This window comes from Nocardiopsis sp. N85, from assembly GCF_028882275.1.
Lineage (GTDB): Bacteria > Actinomycetota > Actinomycetes > Streptosporangiales > Streptosporangiaceae > Nocardiopsis > Nocardiopsis lambiniae.
On record NZ_JARBUT010000001.1, the window covers coordinates 171,674 to 187,443 of the forward strand.

9 protein-coding genes are annotated in these 15,770 nt (G+C 72.3%); 5 read left to right on the forward strand and 4 right to left on the reverse strand.

What is annotated here, in order from left to right; genetic code table 11:
- Positions 1-539: 539 nt before the first annotated feature.
- The gene (locus PWG71_RS00735; protein ID WP_274807483.1) at positions 540-1,547 is read right to left on the reverse strand and encodes an LLM class flavin-dependent oxidoreductase; all 1,008 of its coding nucleotides are present in this window, start codon (positions 1,545-1,547) and stop codon (positions 540-542) included.
- A gap of 392 nt (positions 1,548-1,939) precedes the next feature.
- On the opposite strand from PWG71_RS00735, the gene PWG71_RS00740 reads away from it, so the two are divergent.
- Positions 1,940-2,293, forward strand: coding sequence for an ArsR/SmtB family transcription factor (locus tag PWG71_RS00740; RefSeq protein ID WP_274807484.1), 354 nt, complete (start codon positions 1,940-1,942; stop codon positions 2,291-2,293).
- Between the two features lie 2,805 nt (positions 2,294-5,098).
- Entirely contained in the window at positions 5,099-7,258 is a 2,160-nt protein-coding gene (locus PWG71_RS00745; RefSeq protein ID WP_274807485.1) for a serine/threonine-protein kinase, read from the forward strand.
- A gap of 34 nt (positions 7,259-7,292) precedes the next feature.
- Here PWG71_RS00745 and PWG71_RS00750 read toward each other — a convergent pair whose 3' ends face one another.
- Complete coding sequence (locus tag PWG71_RS00750) at positions 7,293-8,519, reverse strand: DUF418 domain-containing protein (RefSeq protein WP_274807486.1); 1,227 nt, start codon at positions 8,517-8,519, stop codon at positions 7,293-7,295.
- A gap of 496 nt (positions 8,520-9,015) precedes the next feature.
- Here PWG71_RS00750 and PWG71_RS00755 point away from each other — a divergent pair, with 496 nt between their 5' ends.
- The 3 genes from PWG71_RS00755 (at position 9,016) to PWG71_RS00765 (ending at position 13,759) form a co-directional block, all read left to right on the forward strand.
- The gene (locus PWG71_RS00755) at positions 9,016-9,966 is read left to right on the forward strand and encodes a nitroreductase/quinone reductase family protein (protein WP_274807487.1); all 951 of its coding nucleotides are present in this window, start codon (positions 9,016-9,018) and stop codon (positions 9,964-9,966) included.
- Between the two features lie 252 nt (positions 9,967-10,218).
- On the forward strand, positions 10,219-11,994 hold the full coding sequence (locus PWG71_RS00760; protein WP_274807488.1) for a S8 family serine peptidase: 1,776 nt from the start codon (positions 10,219-10,221) through the stop codon (positions 11,992-11,994).
- 154 nt (positions 11,995-12,148) lie between these two features.
- A complete protein-coding gene (locus PWG71_RS00765) occupies positions 12,149-13,759 on the forward strand; it encodes a protein kinase domain-containing protein (protein WP_274807489.1) in 1,611 nt (536 codons plus the stop codon).
- 151 nt (positions 13,760-13,910) lie between these two features.
- Here PWG71_RS00765 and PWG71_RS00770 read toward each other — a convergent pair whose 3' ends face one another.
- Positions 13,911-14,816, reverse strand: a complete 906-nt coding sequence (locus PWG71_RS00770) for a type II secretion system F family protein (protein ID WP_274807490.1) — start codon at positions 14,814-14,816, stop codon at positions 13,911-13,913.
- Between the two features lie 13 nt (positions 14,817-14,829).
- The gene (locus tag PWG71_RS00775; protein ID WP_274807491.1) at positions 14,830-15,762 is read right to left on the reverse strand and encodes a type II secretion system F family protein; all 933 of its coding nucleotides are present in this window, start codon (positions 15,760-15,762) and stop codon (positions 14,830-14,832) included.
- Between the last annotated feature and the right edge of the window lie 8 nt (positions 15,763-15,770).

Here is a 15,770-nt window from a genome sequence, read left to right on the forward strand (position 1 = left end):
AAGCCGTTGTCCCTCGCGGCGTCGCCCACGCACACACTCCGTGGCCCCCTGGCTTCCGGCTCCGGGGCCGAAGCCGGTTCGGGCTGGGGCGATGGCGATTTCGGTGGCGAAGGGGTTCCGGCGGTGGTGGCGGCCGGGGCGACTGATCGGAACCGGTCCACCGTCCCCGCCAAGGGCTTCGCCCGCGAGCCTCGCCCGAACGTTCCCCGTTCGGACTGACGAGGACCCGTACCCCGACCCCTGGACGTGCCCCGAGCCCGTACCCCGGCGGTCCGGTCGCACCGGCTTCGTGCCCCGAGCCAGGGCCTCGCGCTCCGCTCCGGCCTTTGACGGGACGTGGCGGTCCGTCACCCCACCGCGCGGACCCTCGCGGTCCGCGCCCCCCGGATGACGAAGGGCCGGGCACCGCGCCTCTCACAAGGCGCGGTGCCCGGCCCGTTCTCTCCTCCCGGCCCGGAAGGACGGCACCGTTGCCTGCCAACAACGTCGTCCCACGCCGCCACCCTTGCCCGGTACTCCCGGGGCCGGGAGAACGGGGCTCATTCCGCTGAGGGACCGTTCAGTCCGGCGACATCCGCCAGCAGCTCGAAGGAACGCAGACGGGCCTGCTTGTCGTAGATCATCGACGACACCATCACCTCGTCCACGCCCGTGTCGGTGACGAACAGTTCGAGCTTGCGGCGCACCGTCTCCGGGGAGCCCACGAACGAGTAACGAAGCATGTGTTCCAGGCGTTCCCGCTCTCCCGGACGCCACATGGTGTCGAGGGAGTCCACCGGTGGGCGCAGCAGACCGCGCGCCCCGCGCACGGTGCCCAGGAAGGCCTGCTGCATGGTCGTGAACAGGCGGCGGGCCTCTTCGTCGGTGTCGGCGACGAACGCGTTCACCCCGGCCATCGCGTACGGTTCCGACTGCTGCCGTGACGGCCGGAAGTCCTCCCGGTAGGCCTTCAGCGCCTCGTACAGGGCGTCGGGAGCGAAATGGGACGCGAAGGCGTAGGGCAGTCCGAGCTGCGCCGCCAACTGGGCGCCGAACAGGCTCGAACCCAGGATCCACAGGGGCACTCGCAGGCCCTCGCCGGGGATCGCGCGTACCGGCCGCCCGGGTTCGGCGGGCTCGAAGTAGGACTGCAATTCCTGGACGTCGTGCGGGAACGCCGAAGCGGCGCTGTGGTCGCGGCGCAGCGCCATCATGGTGCGCGGATCGGTACCCGGGGCCCGGCCCAGGCCGAGGTCGATCCGGCCGGGGTACAGGGATTCCAGGGTGCCGAACTGTTCGGCGACCACCAGGGGGGAGTGGTTGGGGAGCATGACGCCGCCCGCGCCGACCCGGATGGTCGAGGTGCCCTCGGCGATGAAACCGAGGGAGACCGAGGTGGCGGCGCTGGCGATGGCCTGCATGTTGTGGTGTTCGGACAGCCAGAACCGCCGGTAACCGAGCCGCTCCACGTGCCGGGCGAGATCGCGGGCGTCGCGCAGCGCCCGCCCCGGGGTGGAACCCTCGGTGATGCTCGCGTGGTCGAGCACGGACAGGGTGACGGTGGACATGGGTGTTTCCTCTCCCCCCGAGGCGCGTTCACGGACCTCGTCGGGTGCCCTGGCCGACTCGGCGGCGACCAGCACGTTCGATGTTCGATGAATATCGAATATGAAGATACACCCACGGCTGTCCTCTTCGTTCGACCTCGGCCCGGAGCGGCGACCCGGAGGCGGTCGAGTGGCGGCTCGGAGGCGGCGGGGCGGCGGTTGAAGCGGCGGCGGGAGGGTCCACCCACCTGGTTATGCTGGTGTGCACAGCGCCCCGTCCCCTCGGGGACCGCGGGGGACCCGGACCGCTGTGACCTCCGGCCACCCCGACCCAGCGTGCGGGGCGGCGAGGGAGTGAGATCGACGACGATCCCGCCCGGCTCCCCGCCGGGCGCCGCAGGAGGAGGCCCGTCTTGGCACCCAGGGAGCCCGAGCACCCCAGGCTCGACGGGGTCGAGCTGGTGACGGTGCTGGCCGCGCTGGCCGAACCCACCCGGTTGAAGATCGTGCGGATGCTCGCCGCGAGGAGCGGCGAACGCGCCTGGAAGGACATCGACCTGCCGATCGCGCAGTCGACGCTGAGCCATCACCTGAAGATCCTGCGCAACGCCGGCCTCGTGCAGAGCCGCACCGAGGGCACCCGCTGTTTCATCTCCCTGCGCGACCGGGACCTGGAGCGGCGTTTCCCCGGACTCCTGGAGACCGTGCTGTCCTGCCGGGACGCCGCCACCCGCCAGGGGGCGGGCCTGCGCGACCAGGTCTCGTAGGGCGGGCGTCCGTCCTCCCACCGCCGGCCCTGCGCCGCACCCGCCGGTCGCCCACCGGCCCCGGCTCCCTGTTTCCGTGCCCGCGCGCCGGGCGGTGGCATGGTCGAGAAGGCGGACGGAACCCCTCACCCCCAGGAGTAGGAGTGAACGGGGGCGTGAGGCGCCGCCCGCCCTCGGTAACGTTCAGCACCCGAGAACGGGATCGGACGGTGATCCCGGCCGGGGGCCGCAGCACTCACCTTAGGGGAAAGGTCGCCGCCGTCGCCGAGAATCATGGAAATCCATCGACGCGGAATCGGGATTCCAGGCGGGTTAGGCAAGAAAGTCGGTTTCGGTCTGTCATCTTCTCGTCGCAGCCGAGGTGCGCCGGTGCCCTCATGATGCGGGCGGGACCGAAGGGACGCCACCCCGGGCGGGAAGGGGATCGGGTCCGAGGAGTTCTCCCACCGGAGTCGAAGAACGGATTGGCATACGGGTGAACGTATGAAAAACGTGGCAGGTGGGCCCGTTGTACCTCTCCGGGCCCACCTGCCATCCCCCGTTTCATTGTGGCGTGTAAGGGGCCGGGTATGGAGAACGCAGTCCTTTTCCTCGGCCCCCGACCAAGTTCTATACCTTGCCGCGAACCTTGCGCAAACGAGGTGTTCGAAATCGATCGGTAGTGGCCCCCGTGCGGGTTCTCGGCATGCGCACGAGTGTGCGCACCCCTCTCGCCGAGAGCGTCGTTCCCAATCGCTTCCCCCCTCGGGGGCCACTGCTCTGAGTATGCACGAGAACACTGTCGGGTGTCGTCGTTTTGGCGAACGCGACCACGCCGATCGGCGTGGTGACGGGGTGTCCGGATCCCCATGGCGCGGTCGGATGCGCAGCTCGAAGCCGATGCGCGGAGGGCCGTCGAGGCTGTCGCGGGATGTCTTCAAGGGGCGAATCGGTACGGAACGACGTTCCCCGTGCGCCGCCGGCGCTTCGCGGTCGCAGCGGCCGGAGCGCCGGCCACCGCGACCGCGCGTCCGGTGGCACGTGCCGCGTTCGGCCGCCGGGCGCGGGCGGCGGGGTTCCGGAAAAAGATCGGGGGAGTGGTGATCGGAGATGAACATATGCCGCTCGTATTTCAGGTCCGAAAAGATTCCGTGATGAGTGACTTCGCGGTTCTCGCTTTTTCAGATCGGATCGGTGCGTTCATGTCCTTCGGGTGGCTCTGAAATATCCTCACCTTTCTGTCGTTCCGAGGTCGGGGGGAAGTGGGAGGAGGGGATGTTCCTCGTCGAATCGGGTCGCCGTGACCACCGCTCCCTCTCCGCCGTTCCAGGGCGTCCGATTCTTCTCCCCCCTCCGTGAGACCTCTCGGTCGACGGAACCGATCCGGCCGAGGGGGATCACTTTCGGGTCCGCGTCGAACCGACCGCGTCGAACCGGCCGTGCCGGGCCGACCGCATAGGGCCATCGGATATCGAATCCCTTGGTTATCGGCGCTTTGTAAGTTCATATCCGGAATATCGTTTCCGTATGCCCCTCGCCCCGGGGGAGGTGATCACGACCTCCTCCTCGGGGGAGAGGAGGGCGTCCGTGGACGCGCCGGGCGGGGTCACCGCCCCGGGACGCCTCCGCCTCTGGAAGGGCCGGGTCCGTACACGGGGAGCCGTATCACCCCGGGGGTGACAGGGAGGAGAGGCGCCCTCTTCCGGGTCACGTCCCCTGGAGCGACGTGGTTCTCTCGCGGCCGCGTCTTCACAGGTCGTTCCGGTGACCGGAGCGGAACGTCCTCCGTGCGCCCCCGGCCCTGTGAGCCGGTGCGGACGCGCCGCCGGAGGTGGCGATCCTGCTGAGTGTCATCTCCGGGGAACCGGACACGGAAAGGGTGCCGGACGCTCTGTCGCCGCTCATCGGTCGCCGCCCGGACAAGGATCCGACCCGGCGGCCCACCGCCAAGGAACTGCTGGTGACACCGCCGGGGTACGGGGACGAGACCTCCGCCCGGCAGAAGGCACGGCCGGAGGTCGTGACCCCGCGCACCCTCGTCCCGCCCTCGGACACCTTCGACACCTCGAACGCGGCGAACCCCCCGGCTTTCGCGCGACCTTCGACGCCGCCATCGCCCTCCGGGCCCCGGACGCCCCCGGCGGGGACGGGTTCGCGGCCCTTCCGCTTCGGGGCCGGCGAGTACATGTCCGCCGCCGACCTGTCCGCCGCCGATCTGTCCGCCGCCCTCCAGGCCGGCCGACCGGAACGACGCCATCGCCCCGCTGTGCTCCGAGCCGCACCGCGGGGCGTTCACGGGCCGGCCGCCCCTGACCGGCTCCGCCCGGCGACTGCTCGTCCACGCCCCCGCCCCGGGTGGGGAGACCCTCGCGCCACGCCCCGGGGCCCGGTGATCGGCCCTCGGCCACCGAGACCCCGGTGATCCGGTGATCCGGTCGGCCGCGTATTCTTCCGTCGAGATGGCCGATAAATCGTGAGAATCATGGTAAAGGTGGTGTGAACGGATACGGAACGGGCGAGAACCCGTTTTTTCGGCGGTGTTCTTTTGCGCTTCCATGGCCGTGATCGGCCACGGAACCTCCTGGATCCGTGCGGTACGGGACCGATGGTGCGCATATCCTTTTTCCGTCCAAGGCCGGCACATAATCTGTCACCGGGCGAACCGACGGCCGTTCCCAGGGTTCCCACCACACGTATGGCGGGTGGTTCTCGTGCCCTGTCGTCCCCGGAGCGTCCGGGAACGTACGTTCGGTCTTCGCCGAACGCGCGCGCCAGGGTCCCGTCGTCGCCGACACCCGGACCCGGAGAGTGGAAAGCGAACCCCCCATGGCATCGACAGTCGTCTTACCACCGCACATCCGGCCCCTCCTGCCCGAGGACCCGCCCTGGGTGGGCGCGCATCGGCTGATCGGCCGCCTCGGCGCCTCCGGCCTCGGTGTCGTCCACGCCGCCGTGACCCCCGAGGGCCACGCGCTGGCGCTCAAGATCATGAACGAGGAGTGGGTGTCCGCCGCCGCCCCCGACGCAGCCCTCGACCCGCGTCGTCTACGCGGCGAGTACGGGCTCGGCGTGCTCGACGGCGGCGTCCACCGCAACCGGCCCTGGGCCGCGGTCGAGTACCTGCCCGCCCTCGACCTCGGTGTGCACGCGGGGGTCCGCGGACCGTTCGGCGGCCAGACGCTCCTGGTGCTGGCCGCGGGCATCGCCGAGGCCCTGACGGCGGTGCACGCCGGGCGCGTCCCCCACGGTGACGTCAAGCCCGGCAACGTCCTGGTGACGGCGGCCGGTCCGCGCCTGGTCGACTTCGGGCTGGCCCGCCAGGTCGACGACGGCGACTCGCACACCACCATCGGCAGCCCGGGGTGGCTGGCCCCCGAACGCTACGCCGGGAAACGTCCCGACGAGGCCTCCGACGTCTTCTCGTGGGCCTGTACGGTGCTCTTCGCCGCCACCGGCCTGCCTCCGTTCGGCACCATCGCTTCGCAGTCGGAGGCGGTCGCCCGGACCAACGCCGGCGTCGACCTGTCCGTGATCCCCCCGGGCCCGGCCCGGATCCTGGCACGGGCCCTGGACCGCGACCCGGCCCGGCGCCCCTCCGCCGAGGAGATCCACCTCGAATGCCTGCTGTTGCTGGGGGTGTCCGAGGACACCCCCCGCGACGCGTGGGGCGACCGGCTCCACGGGTTCGTCCGCTCCCACTGGCCCTACGTGGACGTGGCCTGGCACCGGCCCGAACGGTGGGCCCAGGCGGCCCGCGGACTGGACGCGGAGGCCGCCGCGTCGGGGCGCCGGACCTGGACGCCCGCCAAGGTGGAGAACGCCCGCCGGCTCGTCAGCACCCGCGACCCCATCACGGGCGAACTGAAGATGGTCCCCGCCCCGGGGAGCGACGCCCCGGCCTCGACGGCGGCGACCGGCGACGGGCACGACGCGCGGGACCACGAGGTCCGGAGCGGCCCCGACGACCGGGACACCGACCGGGAAAGCGAGGGAACGGGCGCCGAGGGCGGCCGTGCCGACCGGCGTCGACGCGAACGTCGTGGCGGCGGTGCCGGACGGCTTCTCGCCGTCGGCGCCGCCTGCTGCTTCGCGCTCGCGGTGGCGGGCGGCGGCGGTTACGTGCTGTTCGACGCCCTGGCCCAGGACGCCGAACCCGTCTCCGAAACCCCGGGCACCGACGCGAACGACCCGCAGGAGACTGCCTCGCCCACCGGCATCGACCTGGTGGCGGCCTCTCTGGACCGGTTGACGGCGGCCCGGACCCTGGAGATGACCATCCTCACCCACGCCGGCAACGGCGAGGGCTACGGGCAACCGCTGCCCGGGAACACGGCGGCCTCCCCCACCCTGTTCGACCGGGTGCTGTACCAGGCCGACCCCGAGGCCGTGCGCTGGACCAGCACCGTCAGCGGGGCCCGGGCCGCTGATCTGATGCTCGTCGACGGGGAACTGCTGTACAGCGGGACCACGGCGTGGAACGGGCCCGCCGTGTGGGCTCCGGCCGCCGCCACGGACCTGGGCGCCTCCGAGGCGGTGTTCGACCCCGAGCGCATCCTCGAACCGTTGGCCCGGGTCGTGGAGACCGGCACCGTCACCTCCGAGGAGGAGACGGTGTTCGCCGCGCCCGGGCCCGTCGAGGACGCCTACGGGCACCTGGCGGGGGAGGACCCGCCCGACGAGGTCCCGGCCGTGCTCATCGAAGGGACCTTCCTGCCGGAGACCGCGTCGGAGGAGGCCGGGTTCACCCTGGTGGCCACCGAGGACGGGGTCCCGTTGGCGTTCGCGACCGAGGGCGAGCCCCAGGGCGGCTACGTGCTCAACGGTCGGCCGATCGCCCAACGGCTCCCGGCGGCCTTCACCGAGCCGGTCCCCGCGCCGGAGTACTGGTACACCCGCTACACGTTCGTCGGCGTCGACGGGGACCTCGACGTGGGGGTCCCCGAGCCCGAGGACGTGCAGCGCGCCGTACGCCCCACGGGGGAGTGACGGCCCCGGACGCGAGGCTCCCCGGGACGCCGGTTCACGGTGTCGGCCCGCCCGGGGCCGGCACCCGGATGTCGGCCCCCCGCACCAGGCGTCGCACCAGGACCTCGGCCGGGCCGCGACGGTCCGCCCGGCGCAGCGCCTCGGAGCCGATCGCGCACCCCACCCAGGTCACCACGGCCACGGCGGCCGTGGCCGCCGCTCCCAGTGAGGCGCCCAGACCCGCGCCATAGGGGGCGAACACCAGGGTGAACACCACCGACTGCGCCAGGTAGCAGCTCAGGGACCGCTCTCCGACGGCCGCCACCGCGGAGACCACCGGTCCGTGGGCGCCCGCCGCGCTCCCGCTCCGTTCCGGACGGATCGCGAGCAGGGTGATCAGGGCCGCCCAGCCGATACCGCCCGGCCAACCGCCGACGTCGTGCACGACGGCCGACACGCCCTCCGCGTACGGTCCCACCGTCAGCACCTCGGCACCGACCAGCGCGTCCGGGAGACCCGTCACCACGGCCGCGCCCAGACCCCAGACTGCGGCCGACCGCAGGGTACGCCGGTGCGCCTCGGGCTCCTCCAGGATCCGGCGATGCCCGACCCACATGCCCAGCGCGATCATCGGCATGGCCACCAGGAGCAGCGTGACCGGCGTGTAGAGCACCCACTCGTGGAACCGTTCGACGGTCGCCGCCGAGAACGAGGTCTCCACCAGGGACGGCACGGCCGCCGACCCGCCCTCGCCTTCCGCACCCGGGTCCGTCATCATCACCGTCAACACGAGGGCCAGGACGGTGGACACCAGCGCGACCACCCCGGCCGTCCACAACAGGGTCGCGTCGCGGGCCCGGACCAGGCCGGCGAAGAGCACCAGGGCCAGCCCGTAGGCGCCCAGGATGTCCACCGGCAACAGCAGGGCACCATGGGCGAACCCCAACGCCAGCAGCACCCACCCGCGCCGGCGCAACAGGAGGCGCACGTGGATCCACCCGCCGCCGGCCGCCCGCACCCGGCGCGTGATCATCACCGCGCCGTAGCCGAACAGCAGCGCGAACAACGGGATCGCCCGCCCGTTGACCAGGGTCGACTGGACGAACGTCACGATCTGATCGGCGAGGGAGCGGACCGGATCGGGGCCGGTGAGGAAGAACTGCGCGTTGACGAGCGCGATGAACAACAACATGAACCCCCGGGACAGGTCGGGGGCCGGGGACCGCCCGGCGGGTGTCCCCCCTCCGGAGGGCGTGGCCCGTCCGTGGCCGTGCGAAGCCATGGTCTTCCCTTCCGCGCACCGTACGCGCGCCGTGGCCGTGCGCACGTCTCGTGAGGCTCCGAACCTACGGAGATCGGGTGCGGGAGTCGCTGGGGCCGGCCCGTCGATCCACGGTGGGGCGGGCCCCACCCACCACGGTGGACATCTCCGAGCGGGCCGGGTAACGTCACGGCCGTGTCGCGTGTCCTCGACCAAGAGCAGTGGGCCGGTCGGGTCGGCATGGAGGCACCAGGACCATCGGGGAGTCGATCGTGAGCCACCACATCGCGCACCGCGCCTAGCCGAACCGACATCCGGACGCGGCCGTCGGCCGCGCCCGTGAGTCGACACCGCGGCCTCCCCGAAGTCCCTTCGCATTCCCTTGTGCGCTCGCGCGCCACCGGTCCCGTTCGTACGCCGGAATGCCCGCGACGTCCCGTGCCACCGTCCGGTGTGCACGCTCTCCTCGGGGACGGCCGCCCCCCACCGACCCGACCCGTCCCGAGGAGGACACCTCTTGAGAACCCGGACCGACGACACCCCCGACACCCCGGGGCCGTTCGACCGACCCGAACCGCACGTCAGCGACTTCAACGAGCCCGTCGTCGCGGAGTTCCGCGCCAACGGGGGCCGCGTCGGCGGCATGTTCGAAGGCGGCGACCTGCTGCTGCTCACCACCGTCGGCGCGCGCAGCGGCCACGAGCACACCACCCCGCTGGGGTACGTCCGCGTCGACGGGCGGCTGCTCGTCATCGGATCCGCCGGCGGATCCGACCGGCACCCCGCCTGGTACCACAACCTGCTCGCACACCCCATGGTGCGCGTCGAGCTGGGCACCGAGGAGTTCGCCGCGATCGCGGTGCCCGCCGAAGGCGACGACCGCGACGCGCTCTTCGCCGAGGTCGTCCGGCGGGTACCCGGATACGGCGACTACCAGGACGGGACCGAACGGATCCTGCCGGTGATCGCCCTGGAGCCGATGGCCGATGAGGAGAGCACACCCGCCGCGAACCTCGCCGAGGCGCTGGTCCGGGTGCATCGGTGGCTGCGCGGGCAGCTCCTCCGGGTACGCGAGGAGACCGACGCCTACCTCGCCGACCGTGACGAGCGCGCCGCCCGGGAGGGCGCCGTCCCCGCCCCCGGGCTCACGTTGCAGCTGCGCCAGCACTGTCTGGGCTTCTGCGAGTCCCTGCACATGCACCACGACAAGGAGGAGATGATGTTCCCCGCGTTGGCCGAGCGGCACCCGCACCTGGCCGACACCCTGCGCCGGTTGTCGGAGGAGCACCGCACGGTCGACCGCATCCGCGCCGACCTCCAGGCACTCCTCGCCGGGCTCGCCACCGCGGACCCGCGCGCGTTCGGTGCGGAGCTGGACCGGATGAGCCGGGAACTGGAGGCCCACCTCGACCACGAGGAGGCCACCCTCCTCCCGGTCCTGGCGGCGGTCCCGCTGCCGACCGGCTGACGGGTCAGCCGCTCGACCCGGGAGGGAACCCCGGCCCCGACCCGCCCCCAGGGTGGGTCGGGGCCCTCCGGGGACGGTGGGGGAGGGGTCGGTAGCGGCCGGGAGGGCCCTACGTAGAACCCTCGGCACAGTCGAGGTTACGTAGCGAACACGTATGGTCCGGGTCGCCCTCCGTGACGGATCATGAGTGTCGGGTGGCCACCCTTCCACATCCCCCGTCCCCCGCCGTCCCCCCGAAGGGTTCTCCGCATCATGCGCAAGAGCAAGGTAGGCGCGGTCCTCGCGGCCGTCGCCCTGCTGCCTGTCATGTTCGCAACACCGGCCCTCGCGGAGGAGGTCCCGGACTTCCTCGACACCTCCGACGTCACCGAGCGCACCTACATCGTCGTCCTGGACGAGTCCGCCTCGCCCGAAGAGGTCGCCGAACGTCACGGCGACGACCCCATCGGCGTCTACGAGCACGCCCTCACCGGTTACGCGGCCGAGATGACCGCCGCCGACGCCGCGGACCTCCTCCGGGACCCGGAGGTGGCCTACGTCCAGGAGGACCAGCCGGTCCACACCTTCGACCAGGACGTGCCGAACGGCATCGCCCGCACCTTCGCCCCCGACAACCCCAACCTGGCCATCAACGGGCAGGACGACTACGTGCCCGACGTGGCCGTCGCCGTCCTGGACACCGGTGTCGACGGGGCCCACCCCGACCTCAACGTGGTGAACTCCGTCAACTGCACCAGCGGCACCTGTGTGGCCAACACCGCCACCGACGGCAACGGGCACGGCACCCACGTCGCGGGCACCATCGGGGCCATCGACAACGACGAGGGCGTCGTCGGCATCGCCCCCGGCGCCGACATCTGGAACGTCCAGGTCCTCAGCGCGGGCGGCAGCGGCTCCCTGGCCGGCATCGCCGCCGGTGTGGACTACGTCGTCGCCAACGCCGGGGACATCGCCGTCGCCAACATGAGCCTGGGCTGTGAGGGCTGCTCCGACCAGGCCATCAGCCAGGCGATCGCCTCCGCCGTCGACTCCGGGGTCGCCTTCGCGGTCGCGGCCGGCAACAGCTCTCGCAACGCGGCGAACTTCTTCCCCGCCAACCACCCCGACGTCCTCACCGTCTCCTCGATGGCCGACTCCGACGGCGCCCCCGGCGGCACCGGCGGGACGCTTCCCTGCACCGGTGACGACGACGACACCCTGTCCTACTTCTCCAACTACGGTCAGGTCGTCGAGATCGCCGCTCCGGGCTCGTGCGTCGTCTCCACCGTTCCCGGTGGCGGATACGGCAGCAAGAGCGGCACCTCCATGGCCTCCCCGCACGCCGCGGGCGGCCTGGCGCTGCTGGCCGTCGGCGACGCCAAGCCCACCGACCGCAACGGCGTCAACGCGATCTACGCCACCCTGATCGGCGCCGGCAACCACGACTGGACCGACACCTCCAACGACGGGTACCACGAGCCGCTGCTGGACGTCGGCGACCCGGACGTCTTCCCGGCGGACGGGGACGGCGCGCCGCCCGAAGGGCCGGTCGCCTCGCTCACCCACGCCTGCGACGACACCACGCTGACCTGCTCGTTCGACGGTTCCGCCTCCACCTCCGACGGTGAGATCACCGCCTGGGACTGGGAGTTCGGCGACGGCTCCGGCGACAGCGGCGCCACGGTGGAGCACACCTACGGCGCCGAAGGCGACTACACCGTGACCCTCACGGTCACCGACGACTCCGGGGCGACCGACAGCACCACCGCGACCGTGTCGGTGGGATCCCCCGGCGGAGGCGAGGGACCCACGGCCGCCTTCGGCGGCGGGTGCTACACCTTCTTCCGCCTCTGCGAGTTCAACGCCTCGTCCTCCACGGCGGGCGACGCCCCGATCGTGTCCTACTCCTGGGACTTCGGTGACGGCTACACCGGCAGCGGTGTCTCCACCTGGCACTTCTACTCGCGCTCCGGCACCTACGTCGTCACGCTGACCGTCACCGACGCCGACGGCGCGACCGGTACGACGTCCAAGAGGGTCACCCTCTAACATCCGCCCCCATCACCCATCCCCGGCGACCCCTCCCCGAACCCCCGGGGGAGGGGTCGCACCTTTGGGCCGGCCGTGACCGGACACGGGTTTGCCGGAGGGTGCGCCAGGGGCGACGATGGTGTCGTAAAAGGACAAAGGAGGCATACCCCCCATGACGTCGAATCCCGCGCCGAGGCTGACCGCGCACACCGAACCGCTCACCTCCGACGACCCCCGGGAGATCGGCGGGCACCGGATCGAGGGACGGGTGATCGACGGCGGGGGTGCCGTCCTGTACGCCGCGCGCCCGGCGGAGGGGGAGCCGGTCCTGGTCGCCCTCGCCCGAGCGGAGGAGGCCGACCGGGTGCTTCCCGAGCCCGACGGCGCGGGCGTGTGCGCGGTGGGGGCGATCGAGACGGGCACCCTCGACGGAAGACCGTGGGCGGTGCTGCCCGACCAGCCGGGGCCGCACCTGCGCGGGCACGTGGCCGCGCGGGGGGCGTTGCCGCCCTGGGGAGCGGTCGTTCTCGCGGCGGCGGTGGCCGAGGCGCTGGCGGTGCTCCACCGGCAGGGGACCGCGCACGGGGAGGTCGGACCGGACACGGTGGTCCTCACCGACGGAGGGCCGCGCCTCCTCGACACCGGGCTGGGCCGACGGGCGGCGGCCCCGGTCACACCCGGACTGCGGGGCGTCTCGGGATGGGTGGCCCCGGAGGTCTACGGCGGGGGGCGGCCGACCCCGGCGGCGGACGTGTTCGGCTGGGCGTGCCTGGTGGTGCTGGCGGCGACCGCTCGGGAGCCGTTCGGGGAGTCGCCGGCGTCGCGGTTGGGCGAACGCGCGGCCCTGGTGGAGATGGAGCGGCGCGCCCGTCAGGACACGGTCGACCTGGCGGGGGTGCCGCAGAGCCTGCGCGAGGTCGTCGCGGGTGCGCTGTCGCCGGACCCGGACGACCGTCCGTCGGCGGAGGAGACGCTCGCCGCGGCCTTGCGCCACCTCGACGGTGGGGACGCCGAACCGACGGCGGACCGACTCCGCGCCGCCCTGTCGGGTACCCGCGCTCCCGCGAGTGTTCCGCCCGGCCCCGTCGCCCCGGCGATCCCGGTCGTCCCCACCCCGGGGGACGCCTCCTCCACCGAGGACACCACGGTCCCGTCGGCCTTCGGTACCACCGGTGCCCCGGGCGCTGCGGGGGGTGCCGTGACGGCGGGCACCCCTCCCACCGAGGACACCACGGTCCCGTCGGCCTTCGGCGTCTCCGGCGCCTCGGCGCCGGAGACCTCCGCGGAGACGGGCGTCGCCTCCTCCGGTGCCGCGACCCCTCCGGGAGCCGCGGACACCATGGACACCGCCACGGTTCCGGCGCGCCCCGGGACCACCGGACCAAAGGGTCCGCCCGGAGCGGACAGCGCCGCTCCCACGGGGTTCGGCATCTACACCGACCCCGTCACCTTGGAAGGCTCCGCCGTGGCCGGCGCGGCTCCCGCCGCCCTCGCGCCGGGCACCCCGGTCGCTCCGGGAGGCCTCGGCACCCCGCCCCTCCCCGGTGCGCGGGCGGGCGGCGCCCCCACGGGCTTCGGCGTCCACCCCGTGCCGGGCGTCCCGGCCGCCGGGCGACCCGTGACCTCCTGGAACGCTCCCGGGGAGGCGGCCGGGACGATCGCCACGCTGGTGCGCGGAGCGGCGAAGCACGGGCGGACGTCGCTCCTGGTCAACGTGGCCGTGGTGAGTGCGCTGGTACTCGGTGTGCTGGTCGTGATGCTGTTCCGGGTGGGAGTTCTGTGACCGGTGGGCGCGTGCGCCGCATCTGACGCGGGCGCCCGGGACCGGGCGGCGTACACGGTCGTCGTGCCACCCGATGGGTCCTCCGCGGATGCGCCGCTGACCGGTCCCCGGTGACCGTCACCGTGTCCGAGCGGCATCCACGGAACACGCTTCAGCCCCCCAGGATGCTCCCCAGGTCGACGTCGGTGCCGAGGAACATGGAGCCGACGATGAGCAGCAGCAGGCCCGGCAGCAGCGTCACCGCCGTGATCATGGTGACGCGCGGGTTCAGGCGCTGGGCCTTGCGGCGCATGTACTGGGCGTCCTCACGGCGCATGTCCTGGCTGATGTTCACCAGGGTGTCGCTGAGCGGCGCCCCCAGTTCCTCCGCCTGCTGGATGGCGGTGACGAACTTGCTCAGGGAGTCGTTGCGGTTGCGGCGACGCAGGGTCTCGAACGCCTCCCGGCGTGAGGTGCCCAGTTCCATCTGCCGCAACGCCAGGGTGAACTCGTCGGCCAGCACCCCCGGCATGGACTCGGCCACCCGCGCCACCGCGGCGCGGAACGACAGCCCCGCGCTGACCGTCACGGCCAGGACGTCCAGGAAGTCCGGCAGCTGGGACTGCACCCGGTCGGCGCGCTCCTGGGCCTGTACGTACAGGTTGAGGTCCGTGAGCCCGGCGAACGCCAGCACGACGAGCCCGATGAGCGGGCTGTCGGCCACGAACATCAGCACGCCCAGCGACCCGTACAGGGAGATCTCGCCGATCTTGCGCCGCAGGTAGCGTTCCAGGGTGAGCCCGTCGGGCCGCCCCGCGACCTCGATCCTTCGGGTGATGGAGCGCCGTCGGACCTCGCTGAGCGAATCCAGCACGAGCCCCGAGAACGGCCGCCCGATCGCCTCGGTGATCCGGTGCAGGACGAACGTGCCCTCCGCCTTCGTCTTGGGCAGGCGTGCGAGGGAGTCGTCCACCCGTACCCGGGTCTGCGACATCATCAGGTACACCCCGTACGCCGCCAGCGGTACGAGCAGGGCGGCGGCCGCCGACAGCGCGATGGGAACCCACGCCAGGTTCATCACAGGCTCCTCGTCACAGGTCGAACTTGGTGATGCGGGACACCAGCAGGAAACCGATGGAGAACAGCGCCGCCACCACCAGGAGGACGCCGATGCCCGCCGCCGAGGTGGTCATGGTGCGCAGGATCCCCGGTTCGATCGCGTTGATCAGGAACAGCGCGCCCACCGACATGAACCCCAGCGCCCACACCGTGCTGGTGGTCTCGCTCAGGATGGTCCGCACCTCGCGCCGGGTCTCCTTGCGGTTCTCCAAGGTGGCGGAGATGTTGCGCAACGCCGTGACCAGCGAACCGCCCGAGCGCGAGGCCACCAGCAGTGTCGACAGCAGCACCCCCAGCTCGCGGGAGGGCATCCGTTCGCGCAGCTCGGCGACGGCCTCTTCGAAGGACGCGCCGAGCTTCATCGACTCGGTCATCCTCCGCAGCTCCTCCCCGGCCGGCCCGTCGAGCTCCTCGGCGGCGATGGCCACCGCGGTCGGCAGCGCCAACCCCGCGGAGGTGGCGTTGCCCAACACCCGGGCCAGGTCCGGCAGCTGTCCGGTGAACTCCTCACGGCGCTTGGCCTCGGCCCGGTTCAGGTACGAGAAGAACAGGAACGCCACCCCCGCCGCGGCCAGCAGCCCGAAGAACGGGGCCAGCACCTGCCACACCACGATCACCGCCAGCAGCGCCCCGCCGACCAGGCCGAGCACGAACGTCGACACCTTCAGGTCCGTCCCCGACCGGGCGATCCGGCGGTGCAGGCGGGCGCCCCACTGGGTGCGGTGGAGTGCCCGCTCGAACCGGGCCAGGGGCGTGGACGCCGCGTGCTCGGCCTGGTCCAGGGCGCTGCGGGCGGCGATGAGCCGCCGCTGTTCGGCGCTGGCGACGAACTGCCACAACGCCCACAGCGCGATCAGCAGCACCATCGCGAGGCCGGTGAGGATCACCGCCATCTGCCAGTTCATCGTGTCTT

Excerpts from the sequence above, each read along its gene's own strand:
- PWG71_RS00750 (WP_274807486.1), bottom strand. The coding sequence starts at position 8,519 with ATGGCTTCGCACGGCCACGGACGGGCCACGCCCTCCGGAGGGGGGACA.
- PWG71_RS00760 (WP_274807488.1), top strand. The coding sequence starts at position 10,219 with ATGCGCAAGAGCAAGGTAGGCGCGGTCCTCGCGGCCGTCGCCCTGCTG.
- PWG71_RS00765 (WP_274807489.1), top strand. The coding sequence starts at position 12,149 with ATGACGTCGAATCCCGCGCCGAGGCTGACCGCGCACACCGAACCGCTC.
- PWG71_RS00770 (WP_274807490.1), bottom strand. The coding sequence starts at position 14,816 with ATGAACCTGGCGTGGGTTCCCATCGCGCTGTCGGCGGCCGCCGCCCTG.
- PWG71_RS00745 (WP_274807485.1), top strand. The coding sequence starts at position 5,099 with ATGGCATCGACAGTCGTCTTACCACCGCACATCCGGCCCCTCCTGCCC.
- PWG71_RS00775 (WP_274807491.1), bottom strand. The coding sequence starts at position 15,762 with ATGAACTGGCAGATGGCGGTGATCCTCACCGGCCTCGCGATGGTGCTG.
- PWG71_RS00735 (WP_274807483.1), bottom strand. The coding sequence starts at position 1,547 with ATGTCCACCGTCACCCTGTCCGTGCTCGACCACGCGAGCATCACCGAG.